The 17,522-nt window shown below is 66.0% G+C and carries 16 protein-coding genes; 6 read left to right on the top strand and 10 right to left on the bottom strand.

Annotated features, from left to right (window positions below; genetic code table 11):
• Window position 1: 1 nt before the first annotated feature.
• From AC07UK_RS27895 to AC07UK_RS27880, 4 genes are read right to left on the bottom strand one after another with little or no spacing between them, the layout of a single operon-like run.
• Window positions 2-1,732, bottom strand: coding sequence for an acetyl/propionyl/methylcrotonyl-CoA carboxylase subunit alpha (locus AC07UK_RS27895; RefSeq protein ID WP_436225212.1), 1,731 nt, complete (start codon window positions 1,730-1,732; stop codon window positions 2-4).
• Between the two features lie 27 nt (window positions 1,733-1,759).
• Entirely contained in the window at window positions 1,760-3,388 is a 1,629-nt protein-coding gene (gene pxpB / locus AC07UK_RS27890) for a 5-oxoprolinase subunit PxpB (protein WP_494686853.1), read from the bottom strand.
• A 27-nt stretch (window positions 3,389-3,415) separates the two neighbouring features.
• Window positions 3,416-4,228, bottom strand: coding sequence for a putative hydro-lyase (locus AC07UK_RS27885; RefSeq protein ID WP_316157017.1), 813 nt, complete (start codon window positions 4,226-4,228; stop codon window positions 3,416-3,418).
• Window positions 4,229-4,277: 49 nt separating this feature from the next.
• Window positions 4,278-5,531 carry an MFS transporter gene (locus AC07UK_RS27880; RefSeq protein ID WP_494686852.1) on the bottom strand — a complete coding sequence of 418 codons (1,254 nt, stop codon included), beginning with the start codon at window positions 5,529-5,531 and terminating at the stop codon, window positions 4,278-4,280.
• Window positions 5,532-5,864: 333 nt separating this feature from the next.
• Here AC07UK_RS27880 and AC07UK_RS27875 point away from each other — a divergent pair, with 333 nt between their 5' ends.
• Window positions 5,865-6,533, top strand: coding sequence for a GntR family transcriptional regulator (locus AC07UK_RS27875; protein WP_436225208.1), 669 nt, complete (start codon window positions 5,865-5,867; stop codon window positions 6,531-6,533).
• 80 nt (window positions 6,534-6,613) lie between these two features.
• On the opposite strand, the gene AC07UK_RS27870 is transcribed toward AC07UK_RS27875, so the two are convergent.
• Window positions 6,614-7,252: a hypothetical protein gene (locus tag AC07UK_RS27870; RefSeq protein ID WP_494686851.1), complete on the bottom strand. Its 639-nt coding sequence runs from the start codon at window positions 7,250-7,252 to the stop codon at window positions 6,614-6,616.
• Window positions 7,253-7,790: 538 nt separating this feature from the next.
• Between AC07UK_RS27870 and AC07UK_RS27865 the strand changes: the two genes are divergently transcribed.
• Together AC07UK_RS27865 and AC07UK_RS27860 are read left to right on the top strand one after the other, a co-directional pair.
• The gene (locus AC07UK_RS27865) at window positions 7,791-8,915 is read left to right on the top strand and encodes an NAD(P)H-dependent flavin oxidoreductase (RefSeq protein WP_494686850.1); all 1,125 of its coding nucleotides are present in this window, start codon (window positions 7,791-7,793) and stop codon (window positions 8,913-8,915) included.
• 85 nt (window positions 8,916-9,000) lie between these two features.
• The gene (locus AC07UK_RS27860; RefSeq protein ID WP_013953351.1) at window positions 9,001-9,597 is read left to right on the top strand and encodes a DJ-1/PfpI family protein; all 597 of its coding nucleotides are present in this window, start codon (window positions 9,001-9,003) and stop codon (window positions 9,595-9,597) included.
• A gap of 32 nt (window positions 9,598-9,629) precedes the next feature.
• Here AC07UK_RS27860 and AC07UK_RS27855 read toward each other — a convergent pair whose 3' ends face one another.
• The gene (locus tag AC07UK_RS27855; RefSeq protein ID WP_436225372.1) at window positions 9,630-10,274 is read right to left on the bottom strand and encodes a response regulator transcription factor; all 645 of its coding nucleotides are present in this window, start codon (window positions 10,272-10,274) and stop codon (window positions 9,630-9,632) included.
• A gap of 43 nt (window positions 10,275-10,317) precedes the next feature.
• The gene (locus AC07UK_RS27850) at window positions 10,318-11,259 is read right to left on the bottom strand and encodes a S1C family serine protease (RefSeq protein WP_494686849.1); all 942 of its coding nucleotides are present in this window, start codon (window positions 11,257-11,259) and stop codon (window positions 10,318-10,320) included.
• A gap of 494 nt (window positions 11,260-11,753) precedes the next feature.
• Between AC07UK_RS27850 and AC07UK_RS27845 the strand changes: the two genes are divergently transcribed.
• Window positions 11,754-12,386 carry a malonic semialdehyde reductase gene (locus tag AC07UK_RS27845; RefSeq protein ID WP_494686848.1) on the top strand — a complete coding sequence of 211 codons (633 nt, stop codon included), beginning with the start codon at window positions 11,754-11,756 and terminating at the stop codon, window positions 12,384-12,386.
• A gap of 12 nt (window positions 12,387-12,398) precedes the next feature.
• On the opposite strand, the gene AC07UK_RS27840 is transcribed toward AC07UK_RS27845, so the two are convergent.
• Both AC07UK_RS27840 and AC07UK_RS27835 read right to left on the bottom strand, forming a co-directional pair.
• On the bottom strand, window positions 12,399-13,778 hold the full coding sequence (locus AC07UK_RS27840) for an FAD-containing oxidoreductase (protein WP_494686847.1): 1,380 nt from the start codon (window positions 13,776-13,778) through the stop codon (window positions 12,399-12,401).
• A gap of 68 nt (window positions 13,779-13,846) precedes the next feature.
• Window positions 13,847-14,764, bottom strand: coding sequence for a LysR family transcriptional regulator (locus AC07UK_RS27835; protein WP_436225202.1), 918 nt, complete (start codon window positions 14,762-14,764; stop codon window positions 13,847-13,849).
• A gap of 113 nt (window positions 14,765-14,877) precedes the next feature.
• Between AC07UK_RS27835 and AC07UK_RS27830 the strand changes: the two genes are divergently transcribed.
• Together AC07UK_RS27830 and AC07UK_RS27825 are read left to right on the top strand one after the other, a co-directional pair.
• A complete protein-coding gene (locus AC07UK_RS27830) occupies window positions 14,878-15,627 on the top strand; it encodes an SDR family oxidoreductase (RefSeq protein WP_436225201.1) in 750 nt (249 codons plus the stop codon).
• A gap of 74 nt (window positions 15,628-15,701) precedes the next feature.
• Window positions 15,702-16,025 (top strand): putative quinol monooxygenase, encoded by a 324-nt coding sequence (locus tag AC07UK_RS27825; protein WP_436225200.1) that lies wholly within the window; start codon window positions 15,702-15,704, stop codon window positions 16,023-16,025.
• A gap of 12 nt (window positions 16,026-16,037) precedes the next feature.
• Here AC07UK_RS27825 and AC07UK_RS27820 read toward each other — a convergent pair whose 3' ends face one another.
• The gene (locus AC07UK_RS27820; RefSeq protein ID WP_494686846.1) at window positions 16,038-17,483 is read right to left on the bottom strand and encodes an efflux transporter outer membrane subunit; all 1,446 of its coding nucleotides are present in this window, start codon (window positions 17,481-17,483) and stop codon (window positions 16,038-16,040) included.
• Window positions 17,484-17,522 lie beyond the last annotated feature (39 nt).

The following is a 17,522-nucleotide window of genomic DNA, read 5'->3' as shown; positions in this document are numbered from 1 at the left end:
TTCACACAATGTTAACCAGCCGCGTCCCCGCCGTCAGGAAAGTGCCCGCGGCCGCCTGCCACGTTACGCGGCCGCCGCGATGAGCATGGACTTGCATCTCCATCTTCATTGCTTCCATCACGGCGATCAGATCGCCTTCCTTGACCTCGTCGCCAACTGCCACCTTCCAGGTCTGCACGGTGCCGGCGATCGGGGATGGCAGGTCGGCCGGGTCGGTAGCGGCGGCCTGGGCCGGCGCCGCGGCGCTGGCTTGCCCGGGCGCGTCGGCGAGGCCGCGCAGCAGCTGCGCCGGCAGGCCCAGCACCATGCGGCGGCCGTCGATCTCGATGGCGGTGCGCAGCAGGCTGGCATCGTGCCGGGGCTCGGCACGGGTGGCCGCCGCCAGCGGCTCGGCGAAGTCGGACTCGATCCAGCGCGTGTGGACTTTGAAGCCATCCGCGCCGAGGAAATCTGCGTGGTCGATCACCGCACGATGGAACGGCAACACCGACGCCACCCCCTCGATACGGAACTCGCGCAACGCACGGCGTGCGCGCGCCAGCGCCTGTTCGCGCGTGGCACCGGTGACGATGAGCTTGGCCATCAGCGAGTCGAATGTGCCGGGGACCACCGAGCCCGACTGCACGCCCGAGTCCACGCGCACCCCGGGACCCGACGGAGCCTCGAAGGTCTGCACCGGCCCGGGCGTGGGCAGGAAGCCGCGGCCCACGTCCTCGGCGTTGATGCGGAACTCGATTGAATGGCCCAGCGGCGCCGGGGTTTCGGTGATGGATAGCGGCAAGCCATCCGCCACGCGCAATTGCTCGACCACCAGGTCCACGCCGGTGGTCTGCTCGGTCACGGGGTGCTCCACCTGCAGGCGGGTGTTGACCTCCAGGAAGGAGATCGCGCCGCTGGCGCTGAGCAGGAATTCCACGGTGCCGGCACTGGTGTAGTTGGCCGCCGCGCAGATGTCGCGGGCGGCGGCGTGGATACGCGCGCGCTGCGCGTCGGTCAGGAACGGCGCTGGGGCTTCTTCGACCAGCTTCTGGTTGCGGCGCTGCAGCGAGCAGTCGCGCGTGCCCAGCACCACGACATTGCCATGCTGGTCGGCCAGTACCTGCGCTTCGATATGGCGAGGCTTGTCGAGGAACTGCTCAACGAAGCACTCGCCGCGGCCAAAGGCAGTGACAGCCTCGCGCACGGCGGAGGCGTACAGCTCTTCAACCTCATCCATGCGCCATGCGATCTTCATGCCGCGGCCGCCACCGCCGAAGGCGGCCTTGATGATGATCGGCAGGCCGTTCTGCTCGGCAAAGGCCAGTACCTCGCTGGCGTCCACGACCGGGTCGGGCGTGCCGGCGACCAGCGGGGCACCAACCTGCAAGGCGATCTTGCGCGCTTCCACCTTGTCGCCCAGCCGGGCAATCGTGGCGGGCGACGGGCCAATCCAGACCAGGCCGGCATCGATCACTGCCTTGGCAAAGGCTTCACTTTCCGACAGGAAGCCGTAGCCTGGATGCACGGCATCTGCCCCGCTGCGCCGGGCGATTTCGAGCAGCTTGGGAATGTTCAGGTAGGTGTCGGCCGGACGGTCGCCGTCCAGGCCGTAGGCCTCGTCGGCCAGCCGCGCGTGCAGCGCGTCGATATCGGCATTGGCATACACGGCCACCGACCCGACTCCGTAGTCGGCGCAGGCGCGGATGATGCGGACGGCAATCTCGCCACGGTTGGCAATCAGGACTTTCTTCATCGCAAATCTCGGTTGGGGCTTGTGCGCTCAGGCGGCAGACGGTCGCTGCGCCGACGGTTGAAGTTCTTCGAAGGCGCCGACCGGGTTGAAACGCAGCCAGGCGCCAACCGGAATCTGTCCGGCGCGGTCCAGGTGGTAAGGCGCCACGGCCCCGATCACGGGGTAGCCGCCGGTCAGCGGGTGGTCGGCCAGGAACAGCACGGGTTGGCCGCTTGGCGGCACCTGCAACGCACCCAGGGCGGTGCCCTCGCTGGGTAGCTCGCCGGTGATGGCGCGCTCCAGCGGCACCTCGCCGGCCAGGCGCAGGCCCACGCGGTTGGACTGTGGGGTGACTTGCCAGCGCTGCGCGGCAAGGCGCGCCACGGACTCGGCAGTGAACCAGTCGGTGCGGGGACCGAGCACTACGTCCAGCACGACGTCCTGCTCCAACGTGGGCAGGTCGGCGGCAGGCAACTCGGGGGTGCCCACCACGGCGCCGGCCGCTGCCGGCAGCAGGTCCAGCACATCGCCCACGGCCAGCGGCGCGGGGCCGACCTTGGCCAGGGTGTCAGTCGCACAACTGCCCAGGACCGGCGCGACGGCAAACCCGCCGCGTGCAGCCACATAGCTGCGGGCGCCGGCAAGAGGCTGACCGATGCTCAGCGTGTCGCCATCGGCCAGCGCCACGGCCTGGTGGTTCGGGACGCTCCATTGGCGGCCATCGGCAGTGCGCACCGTCAGGGCCGCATCGGCGCCGGTGACAGCCAGCACGGTTTCGCCCACGCTCTGCAGTTGCAGGCCACCGCCCACGGTCTCGAGCGCCGCGCCGTCGCTGCGGTTGCCGACCAGGCGGTTGGCCATCTTGAGGGCGGCCTGGTCCATCGCACCCGAGGCCGAAACGCCCTGCCCCGCCTGGCCGTGCCGGCCCAGGTCCTGGAACACGGTCTGCAGCCCGGTGGCCTTCACCTTCAGCGCCGCGGCAGCAGGCGCCTGGTCCATCCGCAACGGCTGGCGCGCCGGGGCGCCGGCGGCGATGGCGCTGCCCGCATCGAGCACGCCATCGAGCGTGGCAATGTCGATGAACCGCACGCGATAGCCGGGCTGCAGCAGCGCAGGCTGTTCGCGATTCAGGTCCCACATGGCCACGGGGGTGACCCCGATGATCTGCCAGCCGCCCGGGCTGGCTTGCGGGTACACGCCGCTGAAGGCGCCCGCCAGGCCCACGGCGCCGGCGGGAATACGCGTGCGCGGCGTACTGCGGCGCGGCACGTCGAAGCTGGGATGGCCGCCGCTGAGGTAGGCAAAGCCGGGCGCAAAGCCGGTAAAGGCAACGGTGTATTCGCTACCGGTGTGGCGGCGCACCACTTCCGCGGGCGTGATGCCAAGCAGCTGGGCCACCTCGGCCAGGTCCTCGCCGTCGTAGCGCACCGGAATCTCGACCAGGATGTTGCTGCGCTCGACGCGCTGCGACAGGTCGCGCGCGGCGATGGCCCGCACCAGTGCGGCGGCGCTGGTTGCCACTGGGCGGAAGTGAACGAGGATGGTGCGCGCGGCGGGCACCAGCTCCGCCACGCCGTGCAGGGGATCGCGCTGCAGCGAGGCAAGCAAGGCCAGGGTCTGGTCCAGGTCGGCCAGTTCCACCAGCAGTGCATTCGAAGTGACGGGCAGAAAACGCAAAACGAGCTCCGCAATGACCCGGAGGTCCTAGACGTGATACGTGCTGTCTGGCACGTCGGTAATGAACATGTGGCCCGGCGCATGCGTCACGGCGAACGGCACGCCCGACGCCATCACGGCCGCCTGGGGCGTGACGCCGCAAGCCCAGAATACCGGGATCTCGCCCGGCTCGATACGCACGGCGTCACCAAAGTCAGGCCTGGCGAGGTCGGCAATGCCGAGCGCGGCCGGATCGCCGACATGGACGGGCGAGCCGTGCACCGACGGGAAGCGTCCGCTGATGGAAACCGCATCGGCAACCCGATGCGCAGGGATGGGCCGCATCGACACCACCATCTCGCCATGGAGGCGGCCAGCCGGGCGACACTGGCGGTTGGTGCGGTACATCGGCACGTTGGAACCGTCGGCGATATGCCGCACCTCGATGCCTGCCTCTTGCAGCGGCGTCTCGAAGGTGAAGCTGCAGCCGATCAGGAAGGTGACCAGATCCGGGTGCTCAGTCCACAGCGGCGTGGCATCCGCCACCTCCTCCGCCAGCTTGCCATCGCGCCACACGCGATACAGCGGGATGTCGGTGCGGATATCCGCCCCTTGCGCCAGCACGGTCTGCTGTGCACCCGCTTCGATCACGTCGAGGACGGGACAGGCCTTGGGGTTGCGTTGCGCATACAGCAGGAAGTCCCAGGCCCAGTCGCGCGGCAACGCGATCATGTTGGCTTGCGTCATCCCCGGTGCAATGCCGGCGGTAGGCTGTACCGTGCCGGCACGGTAGCTTGCGCGCGCTTCGCGCGCGGCATTCACGGCGGCGATGCGGGCGCGTTCCAGTGCGGAATCTTGCATGAGTGTTGCTCCAGTGTCTTGGATCAGGCGAACGCGCGAATCTCAATGCTCAATGCGCAGCCTCGGCCCCGGCTTCGGCGAGCAGTTCGCGCCCTTGCGTTTCCGGCAGCAGCAGGCAGGCGATGACGACCAGCCCATAGGCGCCGGCGGCAAGATAGCCGATGGCAACACCCAGCGACATCGATGCGCTCATATGCCCGATCATGGCCGGGAATATGGAACCGACCGCACGGCCAAAGTTGTAGCAGAAGCCCTGGCCGGAGCCGCGGATATGGCTCGGATATAGCTCCGTCAGGTACGCCCCCATCCCCGAGAAGATGCCGGACAGGAAGAAACCCAGCGGGAAACCCAGCACCAGCATCGCAGCGTCGGTGATCGGCAACTGCGTGTAGCAGATCACGAGGAAGGCCGCGCTCACCGCAAACAGCATGAAGCAACGCCGGCGCCCCAGGCGGTCGGACAGCCAGGCGCTGGTCAGGTAGCCGGCGAAGGACCCGGCGATCAGCACCATCAGGTAGCCGCTGGTGTTGAGCACGGAGAGATTGCGCTCCATCTTGAGGTAGGTGGGCAGCCAGGTTGTCACCGAATAGTAGGCACCTTGCATGCCGGTCGCCAGCAGGCTTGCCAGCACCGTCACGCGCAGCACGCCGGGCTTGAAGATCAGCATGAAGTTATTGCTTTGCCCGGTGCGGGCCAGCTTGGCCCTGGTTTCCTGGTACACCTCGGGCTCGGAGATATTGCGGCGGATGTACAGGATAAAGATCGCCGGCAGCACGCCGGCCCAGAACAGCACGCGCCATGCGTATTGCTGCTCGAACATGGCATAGACCGCCCAGAATGCAATCGCCGACAGGCCCCAGCCGATGGCCCAGCTGCTTTGCACCAGTCCGACCGCCTTGCCGCGGTGGCGGGCCCGGATCATCTCGGCGATCAGCAAGGAACCGACCGACCATTCGCCGCCAAAGCCCAGGCCTTGCAGCATGCGGGTCAGGAACAGTTGCTCGGGGGACTGGGTGAAGCCGCTCAGGAACGTAAAGAAACTGAACCAGAGCACGGTCAGCTGCAGGACCCGCACGCGACCATATTTGTCGGCCAGGATGCCGGCCAGCCAGCCGCCGATGGCCGAGCTGATGAGCGCGCCCGTCGCGATGTAGCCCGCCTCGGCTTTGGTCATGCCCCACACCAGGATGAAGGTCGGGATCATGAAGGTGTAGATCATGTAGTCGAAGGCATCGACCCCATAGCCGACGAAGGCGGCAAAGAGCGTCTTGCGCTCCGCCTGGTTTGTTTCTTTAAGCCACATGGTTGCGCTCACTATGGATAAGGACAAAGCGTGGACAAGGCTCGTCGCGCTGTCTTCACGACGAAGTTCCGGTAGCGAGCAAGACCGCTAATCAGCGGCCCTGCACCCCAACCGCTGTTTAGCAAAACACATGCCATGTTCATTTATATGCACGTATGACTCAACCACCATGACTTATTGTTGAACAATATTGGTTGTTGTTCGATCGTGGTATACACCTAAGTCACGTTAACAGGGCATCCTTCGCACCAATCTTGTGCCTATTGTTCAACAAAGTGAGATAACATCCCAGCATGGGGCATGCCGGAACCTGTCGCCCCGACGCAAGCCAACATGACATCCAGTACTGACGTAAGAAATCTGGCCGAGCGGGTCACGGAGCAGATTCGCCAGCGCATCGTGCATGGCGAATTCGCGCCCGGGCAGCGCTTGTCGGAAGCCGCGCTTAGCGAGAGCCTGCAGATCTCGCGCAATACCTTGCGCGAGACCTTTCGCGTGCTGACCAAGGAAGGCCTGCTCAAGCACGAACCCAACCGCGGGGTATCCGTGGCGATTCCCAGCATCGCGGCCATCATCGACATCTACCGCGTGCGCCGCATGATCGAGTGCCAGGCCATCGCCCAGGCCTACCCCAGCCATCCGGCCAGGAAGCACCTGCGCGAAGCGGTGGAAACGGGACTGCGCTGCCGCGACCGCGGCGACTGGCAAGGCGCGGGCACCGCCAATATGGAGTTCCATATGGCCATCGTGGAACTGGCCGACAGCGAGCGGCTGAACGTGATGTTCTCCCACCTGCTCGCCGAGCTGCGCCTGGCGTTCGGCCTGCTGCAGGACCCGGAATTCCTGCATGGCCCATATGTCGAGATGAACCAGCACATCCTGCAGTTGTTCGAGTCGGGCAAGCTCGCAGAGTGTGCCGCAGCCCTCAACGACTACCTGGCGCAGTCCGAGCGCATCGTGCTGTCGGTTTGCGCCCGGCACCCGATTTTCAAGGGGCGTTGAACGCCGGCGCAGAGCGTATCCATGTGTAGCTGCTGCGCGCCGGGCCCCGATGGCCACTGCCTGCTCAAGATGTGGTGTCCTCACTTCACGGCAAGCGTAAACGGCAGCAGCAGCGCATTCACAAGCAGCAAGCCATAGACCACCACCACCGCCGCCGGGATGGCGAAACGCGTCCGATCCTGGGCGCGCGCGGCACGGCGCGTCCACAGGAAACCCGCGCCCATCACGGCAAGTCCGGATAGCAGGCTCTCCACCGCAAGGGCTGCCGGATAGGGCTTGGCTGGGCTGCTGTTCTTGTTCCCGGCAACGGGAGGCGCTGTGGTGCCTTGCCAGACAGGCAGCGCTTCGACAGCGGGAGCCGTCGGCCGTGTTGGTTCGACGGGTTCCGGTCCGGCCGACGTGGCAAGCGGCACTGCCGGCGGCGGCTCTTCTGGCACGCGCTGCGTCGGCGCAGGGATCTGCGTTGAGGCCTGTGGGGCCTGTGGGGCCGGTGCGGAAGCCGCAGCAGGCGGCGGCGCCGCCTCCTGGCTGGCCGGGGTCGACCTGGCCGTTGCAGCTGGATTCGCCGAATCGGACCGGCCCGGTGCGACTCGCATCGAATCCCGCTCCCGCCAGAATTTGGCGAACATGCTTTCCAGGCATCGTACCGAGTCGCAGGCATCGCGCCGGCTGCGCCACGCCGCGATGTCCGAGTCCTGGATCCTGCCCTTGCGCAGCATCCTCTGCTGCTCGGCGTAAATGCGCTCGTAGCGCTCTGACAGCCTGGACGAATCGCAGATCAGATGCCGCGGGCGCGCACGCGGACCGGCCTCGTCCGTCGCAAGGTTGCATCTCACCCCGGAGCCATCCGGGTTGTTGCAGCGTACGGGGGATTCGCGTGCAGTTGATTTGCAGACGATGTCAGAGGCCCACGCGCCGCTTGCGGCAGAAAGGCCTGCTGCTATGCCCATGGAAACAATCGTGACCAGGCGCCCTGTGATCCTCTTCATCATGATGCCCCATCGAAGCGGCCCCAAGGCTTCCAAGCTAGTCGATAGTTGCCGGGTATCCCAAGCATGCAATGCGGGGCGCGTGCGGTAAGCCACCTTGCCCCGCACCGACAGCTCCGGATGCGTCGCGCGATGAACAATGCCTTGCGAAGCCGCAGCAACATCTCACGCTGCCAGATTTCGTGGCATGCTCGATACCCTCCGATACAGCGTCGCCTTCGATCATTTCCCGAGCGGAATCCTGCACTTCAAAGAGAAAGAGACTCTAATGGACACTTCCAGGCCTTCCAGCCACCGCCGCAACCTTCTTTCGATTCTGGGCATTGCCACGCCCATCATCCAGGCGCCCATGGCCGGTGTCAGCACAGCGGCCATGGCTGCCGCCGTGTCAGAGGCCGGCGGGCTGGGCTCGCTTGGCGTCGGGGCAATGGACGCGCAAGCCGCGCGAAAGACAATCCGCGAGACAAGAGCGCTGACCGGCAAGCCATTCAACGTCAACCTGTTCTGCCACGCCCCGGCCAAGGCCGATGTGGTGCGCGAGCAGGCCTGGCTCACCTACCTTGCCGCCCAGTTTGCCGAGCACGGCGGGACAGCACCCACGAGCTTGCGGGAGATCTACAAGAGTTTCGTTGCCGACGACACCATGTTCCAGATGCTGCTGGAAGAAAAGCCAGCGGTGGTGAGCTTCCATTTTGGCCTTCCCTCCCAGCAGAAAATTGACGCGCTACGCGGTGTCGGCATTGTGCTGCTGGCCAGTGCGACGTCCCTGCAGGAGGCCCGCCAGATAGAGGCCGCCGGCGTGGACGCCATCGTCGCGCAAGGCATCGAAGCTGGCGGACACCGCGGCGCCTTCGACACCGATGACTACGACGAAGGCCTCGGCACGCTGGCTCTGGTGCGTCTTCTGGTCCTGGGCACGAAGCTTCCGGTGATTGCCTCGGGCGGCATCATGGACGGGGCAGGCATTGCCGCGGTGCTGGCTCTCGGGGCGGAAGCTGCCCAGCTTGGCACGGCATTCGTCGCCTGCCCGGAGTCATCTGCCGATGCCGCCTATCGCGCGGCGCTGACCGCGCCCCAACCGCGCCCGACCACGCTCACCCGCGCCATATCGGGCCGCGCGGCCAGGGGCTTCACCAACCGGCTCACGGCACTCGGCATCGCCGCCGACGCACCTCCGGTGCCGGACTACCCGATCGCCTATGACGCGGGAAAGGCGCTTCACGCCGCGGCCAAGGCCACGGGCAGCGCGGAGTACGCTGCGCAGTGGGCCGGGCAGGCAGCGCCATTGGCCAGGTCCCTTCCGGCCGCGGAGCTGGTGGCGCAACTCAGGTCGGAGCTCAGGGAAGCGGTCCTCAGAGTGGCGACGTTTGCGGACCCGCAGGACGCAGCCTGAGCGTATCTATAACAATTATTTGAATGTACTGACTGTCGGCTCTACGATGGCGCAATCCAACGTCTCCACTCCCACGAGGCCCGCCATGCACATCGCCATCCTGACCTTCGAAGGTTTCAACGAACTCGACTCGCTGATCGCGCTCGCCATCCTCAACCGGGTCAGGCGGCCCGGCTGGCGGGTTTCGATCGCCAGTCCGGCGGCCAAGGTGCGTTCGCTGAATGGTGTGGTGATGGAGGCGCAAGCATCGCTGGAGGACGCATGCAACGCGGACGCGGTGCTGGTGGGTAGTGGGATCCGAACCCGGGACGTCGTCGCCGATGCCGCTCTGATGTCGCAACTCCGCTTCGACCCGACGCGTCAGTTGTTGGGCGCGCAATGCTCGGGCACGCTCATACTCGCCAAACTGGGCTTGGTGAACGACGTTCCGGCCTGTACGGACCTGACCACCAAGCCATGGGTAGTGGAGGCCGGCGTGGCTGTGCTCGACCAGCCGTTTGTCGCCAAGGGAAACGTTGCAACCGCCGGCGGGTGCCTGGCGTCGCAGTACCTGGCCGCCTGGTTCATCGCCCGCCTGGAAGGCGTCGAGGCTGCACGCAGCGCGATTGACTATGTGGCGCCAGTGGGCGAGAAGGAGGCCTACGTGACGCGCGCGATGGCGAACATTTCGCCGTTCCTCTGATGCGCTGGTGATGTGACTCCGGGCTGAGCCTCCTACACCATGATGAGGCCGTGCCGCATGCCCTGCAATACAGCCTCGGTGCGGCTGCTTGCGCCGAGCTTGCCGAAAATGGCGGAGAGGTGGAACTTCACCGTGTTGTCCGATATGTCGAGTTGGCGCGCGATTTCCTTGTTGCCAAGCCCTTCGGCGAGCATGGCCAGCACTTCAAGCTCGCGTGGGGTGAGCGTTTCGGTCAGAGCCGCGGATGCCGTCTGGCGAGGTGCCCTGCGCTGCGCCAGCAGCCTGGCGAGGATCTCCGGGGACAGCACGCAAAGTCCCGCGGCCACAGCTTCAATTGCGGCGATGATTTCGCCGGGCGTCGCGTCGCGCGGCAGCAGTGCCGTGGCGCTGGCTCCCAGCACGTCATGGATCCAGTCGCTGTCCGTCTCGTCGGTGAGCAGGACCAGCGCCGGCGCTGCGGGATCGCGGCCCGCCTCCGGCGCCGGCAGGTCACCGGCCTGCGGCTCAAGTTCGACCACGACCACATCCGGCACGTCGCCGGCAAAGCGGTCGGCGATCCCTGCGGTGTCGGCCGCGCTGCCTGCGAAATCCAGCGCCGGCGCCGCCTCGACAAGCGCCTGCAGGCTTGCCCGCGCCTGCGGCGAGGCGGCGACCACGGCAACCCTGACCGGGCTCATCGGTGTCATCCTGGCATCCGGCATGCGATGGCTGGCATGAATCTCAGCCGCACGACTTCCGTTGCTGGCGTTCGCCCACCATGACCGAGCACTCCTTGCGCTCGCCACCCCGGATCAGCCCGATCTTCAGCAACTGCCCGATGCGGTCGCCGCCCAGCGCGGCATGGACGTCGTCCATGTCTTGGCATGGCTTGCCATCCAGTTCGACCAGCACATCCCCGATCAGCACCCCGGCTTGCTCCGCGGGCCCGCCCGCGGCAAGCGATACCACCAGCAACCCGCGCCCGGACGCCAGATTCAGCTTCGTCACCCAAGAATCCGACAGGTTCACCGGCTGCGTGCCCACGCCAAGGTAACCGTGCGAGACGCGTCCTTTGCTTAGCAGTTCGCCGCTCACGCGCGCCACGGTCGCAGCCGGAATCAGGATGCCAGCGCCAGACGCGAGCGCCGATGTGCACAGGCCCATGACCCGCCCCTGCATATCCGCCAGGGCCGCTCCGGAGAAACCGGGGCGCAGGCCGCCGTCCAGCCGCACGAAGGCGTCGAACTGCCCGCCTCGCCAGGTACGCCATGGACCGCCGGCAGTGCCGACAACGCCGAAATCCGCGCTGGTGCCGAGCCGGTCCACTCGCGCCACCGCGAGCACCAGATGGCCCGCTTTGAGGGCGCGCGCATCACCGGTCTCGACCGGGTTCGACGCCACGCCATCGAGCCTCAGTACGGCCAGGTCGGTGCCAGGGTCCCGTCCTGCCAGGACGGCCGCCACGGTACGGCCATCGGCCAGGGTGACTTCAATGCCGTCTTCTTCCTGCCTGAGCGTGTGCGCGGCCGTGACCACCACGCCGGGTTGCCAGATGACTCCACTGGAGGGAAAGCGATGCCGCCCGTGCACCGCGACGACACTCTGGCCGACGCGCTCGGCAATGGCTGCCAGGTTGGCGGAAAGATCCTGCAAGGGATTTCCGCTGGGGGCTGAGGTTTCCATGGTGATGACTCCTGTCATTTGCTACGTGAACCGATGCGTCGCGCGCCCGGCCAGCTTGAGAAGCCAGGCAGGCAAGCGTAGACGAGTGGTTTCACAATGACAGGCGCGCGACGGCCGCGCACCACCCGGATGGGTAGCTGGTGCAGGGGGACTCGCGCGCGGCGTATGTGTTTTTACGAGCTTTTGTCTTCTCGCCCATTGCTCCCCTATTTTTCGTGGCACAGGTGCGCCAAATGTTCGCCAGTATCGCCCCAAGCACCAGGGCCGGCAATCGTCACTTCGATCGGATCACTTCACGTTTCGTCCGGCGTGCCAAAGCGGCGTTTCGGATACCTGGGCCCCTGCCCGCGCTGGCACACGCCGATGGCGCGCACAAGCCCTGCGGATCCATGCGAAAGCCGGCGGCGCGGCGACGAGCGGCGCTGCCTATGCTAGACAGGAGCGGCGCCCCGGCCGGGCAGCCGCGTGGTCGCATTTCGATTCAGGAGATAACCATGAACAAGCGCTTGAGTGAAGAAGGCATGGATCTGCTCTTTCGCGAGGCTCGCACGCACAGCGCATGGCTGAACCAGCCCGTGAGCGACGAAACCCTGCGGCAGCTCTATGACTTGATGAAATGGGGGCCGACCAGCGCCAACTGCTCTCCCGCGCGCATTCTGTTCCTGCGTACCCCTGAGGCCAAGCAGCGCCTGTTGCCCGCGCTGGCGCCGGGCAATGTGGAAAAGACCATGGCCGCACCGGTCACCGCCATCATCGCTTATGACGTCAAGTTCTACGAACTTCTGCCCAAGCTGTTTCCGCACGCGGACGCACGCTCGTGGTTCTCCGATACCCCGGAGCTCGCCCTAACTACCGCGAGGCGAAACAGTTCCCTGCAGGGCGCGTACTTCATCATCGCCGCCCGCTCGCTGGGGCTCGACTGCGGGCCGATGTCCGGCTTCGACAATGCCAAGGTCGATCACGAATTCTTTCCGGCGGACCCTAAGGACAATGCCTTCCAGCTCGAACATTTCCCGGACAGTCACGTGAAATCGAACTTCCTGTGCAATCTCGGCTATGGCGACCCTGCCAAGCTGTTTCCGCGCAGCCCCCGCCTGGAATTCGACGAGGCGTGCAAACTGCTCTGAAGGAGGCGGTACCTAGGCCTGTGGCCGCAGTTCCTGCAGCAGCGTTGGTATCAGCTCGGACACCGTGGGATGGATGTGCATCGCGCGGCTGATGGTGGTATAGGGTGCCTTGGCATACATGCTGTCGAGCAGTGAGTGAATCACCTCGTCGCCGGTCAAGCCGAGGATCGCGGCACCCAGGATCATGCGGGTATCGGCGTCGACCACGACCTTCATGAAGCCCTGGCTCTCGCCCTTCTCCACGGCTCGCCCGACGCGGCTCATGGGGCGAGAGCCGACCAGCAGCCTGCGTCCGGATTGCCGGGCTTCTGCTTCCGTCATGCCGGCGCGGCCGAGCGGAGGGTCGATGAACATGGCATAGGCCGCGATGCGGTCCGTCAGCTTGCGGGGATCGTTGTCGAGGAGGTTGGCGGCGACGATCTCATAGTCGTTGTATGACGTATGCGTGAACGCACCGCGGCCATTGCAATCGCCAAGCGCCCAGATGCCGGGGACGTTGGTGCGCAACTGTTCGTCTACCTGGATATAACCGCGAGCGTCGGTCTCGACCCCTGCCTGGTCCAGCCCCAGGTCCTCCGTGTTGGGCACGCGCCCAACCGCCAGCAGCAGGTGCGAGCCGTGGACGTCGCGCGCCCCATCCGAACAATCCAGCCCGACGGCAATGTGATCGCCTTCCCTGCGCGCGCTCAGGCAGTTGGCATTGAGCCGGATTTCGATCCCCTCGGCTTCCAGGATCTCCCGCACTGCCTGCGACACATCCTCGTCTTCGCGCTGGATCAGGCGCGGGCCTTTTTCGACAATGGTCACCCTGGCGCCAAAACGCCGGTACATCTGGCCAAACTCCAGACCCACGTAGCTGCCGCCGATGACGATCAGGTGCTCCGGCAGGAAATCCACCGCCATCATGCTCGAGTTGGTCAGGTACGGTACCTGGTCCAGCCCGGGCATGGGCGGAACCAGGGCCCGGCCGCCGACGTTCACGAAAATCCGGTCGGCTTCCAGAAGTTCGCCGTTGACCCGCACACTATGCGCGCTTTCGAAGCGGGCATGCCCCTGATAGACCGTGCCGTTCTCCAGGCTGCGCATCCACTGTTCCACACCATTGCTGGAACGGCCGGAGATCTCGTCCTTGCGTGCCTTCACCTGCTTCATGTCGACGGCGACCGGCCCGCCGATGGTCACGCCATACTCGGCAGCCCGCCGCGCCAGTTGGGCCGCGTACGCGCTTGCGATGAGGGTCTTGGTGGGAATGCAGCCGGTGTTCACGCAGGTGCCGCCAAAACGCGCGCGCTCGATGACGGCCGTTTTCATGCCCGCGCCGGCCAGCCGCGCAGCGAGTGCGGGGCCGGCTTGCCCGGTGCCGATGATGATCGCGTCGAATCCTTGGGCCATCACGATTCTCCTTGCCTGGTACCGCAAAGCCACAAGCTACTTTAGGTGGTAGGACGCTGCCCTGCCAGCTACGCGTAGGCGTCGACGCCCCGCACCAGCAGCCTGGCCAGCCGGGGCCGTCGCAACTGCTCCAGCCACCATTGCAGCGCGCGGCCTTCGTGATCGCCGCGCCAGCCCACGTAGAGCGTGTTGGGCTCGCGCGGGTCGGCGGTGCGCTTCTCTACCAGTTCGCCGCGCTGCAGCAGCGAGCCGACCCGGTGCCTGGGCAGCCAGCCGATCCCCAGGCCATCGCGCTGCGCCAGGGTCTTGGCTCGCATGCTCGGCACGGCCAGCAAGCGCTGTCCGCCCACCATGCCGTAAGCGCGGCCGCCCGTGAGGCGTGATGAATCTGCCACCACCACGGCACGATGGCGGGCGATCTCCTCACGCGTCAATGGTTGGCGGGCGGCCGCCAGCGGATGCCGGGGCGAGACCGCAAACACCCATTCGACCACGCCCAGCTCGAACCACCCCAGGTTAGGGATGGCGGGCGGCTCGTTGGTGGCACCGATGACCAGGTCGGCGCGGCCGTCCCGCAGCGCTTCCCAGGTCCCGGCCAACACTTCGTGCGTGACACGCAGCGCCACGCCGGATTCCTGCGCGTCGAACGCGTGCATGATGGGCATCAGGGTCTCGAATTCCATCAGCTCGTCGGTCACGATCCACAACCGGTCTTCCCAGCCGTTGGCGACCTGCCGCACGCGCTGTGTGACGCGCGCGACATCCTGCGCAAGCCGGGCGGCTTCTTCTGTGAGCAATTCGCCGGCACGCGTCAACTGCAGGCGGTAGCGGCGGCGGTCAAACAGGAGTGCGTCGAAGCGCTGCTCCAGCTGCCGCGCGGCGTGCGACACCGTGGACGGCGCCTTGCCCAGCCTGGCCGCCGCGCGCGACAGGCTGCCAGCCTCGCGGATGGCCTCCAGCAGGGCCAGTTCGTCTTCCGACAACATGTGCGACTCCTTCGAACGTGTTCGTCGGATTGATCGTATGGCAAAGCACAGGCCAGCGCCCATACTCCACACACGCGATTGTTCAAGTTCAACTTTCCCAACCGGAGGACACCATGAATCGCTTCGAAGGCAAGACCGTTCTGGTCACTGGCGGCAACAGTGGCATCGGCCTGGCGGCTGCCCAGGCATTCGCCCAGGAAGGGGCCCGCGTGGTCATCACCGGCCGCGACGCAGCGGCACTGGAAGTCGCCCGCGCCACGCTCGGCAACGAGGCCATCGCCATCCGCAACGAAACCGGCACCGTGCAGGCCGCGCGTGACCTGGCTCGCCAGCTGACCGAGGCCGGCATCCGCCTGGACGCCGTCTTCATCAACGCCGGCATTGCCAAGTTTGCCGCCGTTGCCGATGTGGACGAGGCACTGTGGGACGCCACCTTCAACGCCAACGTGAAGGGTGCGTATTTCCAGCTCCAGGCGCTGCTGCCGCTGCTGAACCCGGGCACGTCGATCGTGCTGAATGGCTCCATCAATGCGCGCATCGGCATGCCGATGTCTTCCGTGTATGCCGCCAGCAAGGCAGCACTGATCTCGCTGGCCCGGACCCTGTCGGGTGAGCTGGTCAGCTCCGGCATCCGGGTAAATGTGGTCAGCCCCGGGCCGGTGACAACGCCGCTGTACGGCAAGCTGGGCCTGGAAGCCGACACCCTGTCGGCCACTGCCGCGCAGATCCAGAGCCAGATCCCGCTGGGCCGCTTCGGCCTGCCGGCCGAGATTGCGTCGACGGTGCTGCATCTGTCGGCGCCCGAATCGGCCTTCATAGTCGGCACGGAAATCATCGCCGACGGTGGCATGAGCCAACTGTAAGTCAATGCCTTTGCGGGCCGCGGCGTGGGCGCGGTCCGCGCATGGCGCGGCCCACGCCTGCCTGGAGCAATACCATGAACCAATCCATTGCCTTTATCGTCCATCTGCCGGGCAAGCCCGAGCGGCGCGCCGAGCTCGAGTCGAAACTGCTTTATGTCCTCGACCAGATGTCGAAGGAGCCGGACTTTATCAACACGTATCTGCACCGCTCGCGCGAAGATCCTGACACGCTTGTTCTCTATGAGAACTGGGCCTGCAGCGAGCAGCATTTCAGGGACCACCACCTGAAAGCGCCCTACCGGCGCGAATACGAGGCGGTGCTGGCCGATCTCCTGAAAGCACCACGCACGCTGGAGTTTCTGACGCCAGTGCGCGACTACCAGAAAGCCGGCAACTGAAGCCGTATTGCCCTATAAGGCAGCTGCCGGTTCCCACCCCCCGCCGAGCGCCTTGAATGCCGCCACGGCGGCGCGGGCTGATTCGGTCTGTGCCTGCGCTCTGGCGTCGGACGTCCGCAGAAGACTCTCGTCAGCATGCAAGACCTCAATCAGGCGGACCACGCCTTTCTGGTAGGCGGCAAATGAGGCATTGCGCGCCTGGGTCAGCGAGGTCTCGCCTTGTGCCAGCGTGCCTGCCTGATCTTCACGCTTGATCAGCGCGGAGAAGGCATTTTCGACATCCTCGGTCGCGCGCAGCACAGCCTGACGGTATGCCGCCAGCGCTTCTGCCTCCTGCCCTCGGGCCAGTTCGATCTGTGCATTGATGCGGCCGAAGTCAAACAGACGCCAGCGCAAGCCCAGCACGCCTGCTGCCTGGCTTGCGCCCGCGGAAAAGAGGTTCCCGCTGGCTACGGTTGTGGCGCTGCCCAACAGGGCACTGAGCGAGAATTTTGGGTAGTACTCCGCAATGGCTACACCGATTCGTGCGTTCGCCGCCGCCAGCCGGCGCTCCGCGACGATGAGGTCGGGCCTGCGTCGCAGCAGATCCGCCGGCGAGCCCGTTCCGGCGAGCTGCGGTGCGGCGGGAATCGCTTTAGGGCCGGCCAGTTCAACGCGATACGTGCCGGGCGGAACACCAAGCATTACGTCCAGCCCATTCAACGCAGCATCGAGGCCTGTCTCCAGCACCGGGACGGTCGCGCGGACCTGAGCGAGCGCGCCTTCGGCCTGTCGTACCTCCAGTTCGGCGGCAAGCCCTTTGCTGTAAAGCAGGCTCACCGTCGAGAGCAGCTTCTGCTGGGTCTCCACTTGCTGCCTGGCGATGGCAATGCGGGACTGCAGTCCGCGCACGGTGATATAGAGATCTGCAGTTTGCGCGGCCACAGCGAGACGCGTCGCGGTCGCGCCCGCAGTCGATGCCTGGTACTCCGCCAGGGCGGCTTCCCGCCCACGGCGCAGCCCACCGAATACGTCCAGTTCCCAGGTCGCGCCGAGATTGGCCTCATAGCTGTTGCCATACCTGTCAAAGCCAGGCGTTGCATCGAGCAGCTTCCCAAGGGGCGTCTCGATCGACTGATAGTTTCTGGCCGCCTGCGCACTGGCGCTGCCCGAAGGAAGCAAGGCCGCATTGGCCAAGCCGAGCCCCGCGCGTGCCTGGGTGACGCGCGCCGACGCTTGCGCCAGGTCCAGGTTCTGATCCAATGCCACTGACACAAGCCGGGCCAGCAGCGGATCGCCGAATCCTTCCCACCACGTGACGAGTTCGGCAGAGGATGACGCATGCCTCTGTTCAACGCCGGACTGGCCCAGGTAGCGGTCGGGGAGCGGGACATCCGGTTGTCTGTAGTCGGGGCCGACGGCGCAACCCGTCGATACGCCGACACTCAGCAGCAGGGCAAGAAAGCGATGGGTAACCATGGGTATCACGGAAGCCTAGGCGAACAGGAAGTTGTGACT

Source organism: Cupriavidus sp. GW821-FHT07C08 (genome assembly GCF_059419025.1).
The sequence above is the reverse complement of the archived record's forward strand: the minus strand, read 5'-3'. Positions and strand labels throughout refer to the sequence as shown.

Excerpts from the sequence above, each read along its gene's own strand:
- AC07UK_RS27880 (WP_494686852.1), bottom strand. The coding sequence starts at position 5,531 with ATGTGGCTTAAAGAAACAAACCAGGCGGAGCGCAAGACGCTCTTTGCC.
- AC07UK_RS27830 (WP_436225201.1), top strand. The coding sequence starts at position 14,878 with ATGAATCGCTTCGAAGGCAAGACCGTTCTGGTCACTGGCGGCAACAGT.
- AC07UK_RS27820 (WP_494686846.1), bottom strand. The coding sequence starts at position 17,483 with ATGGTTACCCATCGCTTTCTTGCCCTGCTGCTGAGTGTCGGCGTATCG.
- AC07UK_RS27875 (WP_436225208.1), top strand. The coding sequence starts at position 5,865 with ATGACATCCAGTACTGACGTAAGAAATCTGGCCGAGCGGGTCACGGAG.
- AC07UK_RS27885 (WP_316157017.1), bottom strand. The coding sequence starts at position 4,228 with ATGCAAGATTCCGCACTGGAACGCGCCCGCATCGCCGCCGTGAATGCC.
- AC07UK_RS27835 (WP_436225202.1), bottom strand. The coding sequence starts at position 14,764 with ATGTTGTCGGAAGACGAACTGGCCCTGCTGGAGGCCATCCGCGAGGCT.
- AC07UK_RS27825 (WP_436225200.1), top strand. The coding sequence starts at position 15,702 with ATGAACCAATCCATTGCCTTTATCGTCCATCTGCCGGGCAAGCCCGAG.
- AC07UK_RS27840 (WP_494686847.1), bottom strand. The coding sequence starts at position 13,778 with ATGGCCCAAGGATTCGACGCGATCATCATCGGCACCGGGCAAGCCGGC.
- AC07UK_RS27865 (WP_494686850.1), top strand. The coding sequence starts at position 7,791 with ATGGACACTTCCAGGCCTTCCAGCCACCGCCGCAACCTTCTTTCGATT.
- AC07UK_RS27855 (WP_436225372.1), bottom strand. The coding sequence starts at position 10,274 with ATGAGCCCGGTCAGGGTTGCCGTGGTCGCCGCCTCGCCGCAGGCGCGG.
- AC07UK_RS27845 (WP_494686848.1), top strand. The coding sequence starts at position 11,754 with ATGAACAAGCGCTTGAGTGAAGAAGGCATGGATCTGCTCTTTCGCGAG.
- AC07UK_RS27895 (WP_436225212.1), bottom strand. The coding sequence starts at position 1,732 with ATGAAGAAAGTCCTGATTGCCAACCGTGGCGAGATTGCCGTCCGCATC.
- AC07UK_RS27860 (WP_013953351.1), top strand. The coding sequence starts at position 9,001 with ATGCACATCGCCATCCTGACCTTCGAAGGTTTCAACGAACTCGACTCG.
- AC07UK_RS27850 (WP_494686849.1), bottom strand. The coding sequence starts at position 11,259 with ATGGAAACCTCAGCCCCCAGCGGAAATCCCTTGCAGGATCTTTCCGCC.
- AC07UK_RS27870 (WP_494686851.1), bottom strand. The coding sequence starts at position 7,252 with ATGCTGCGCAAGGGCAGGATCCAGGACTCGGACATCGCGGCGTGGCGC.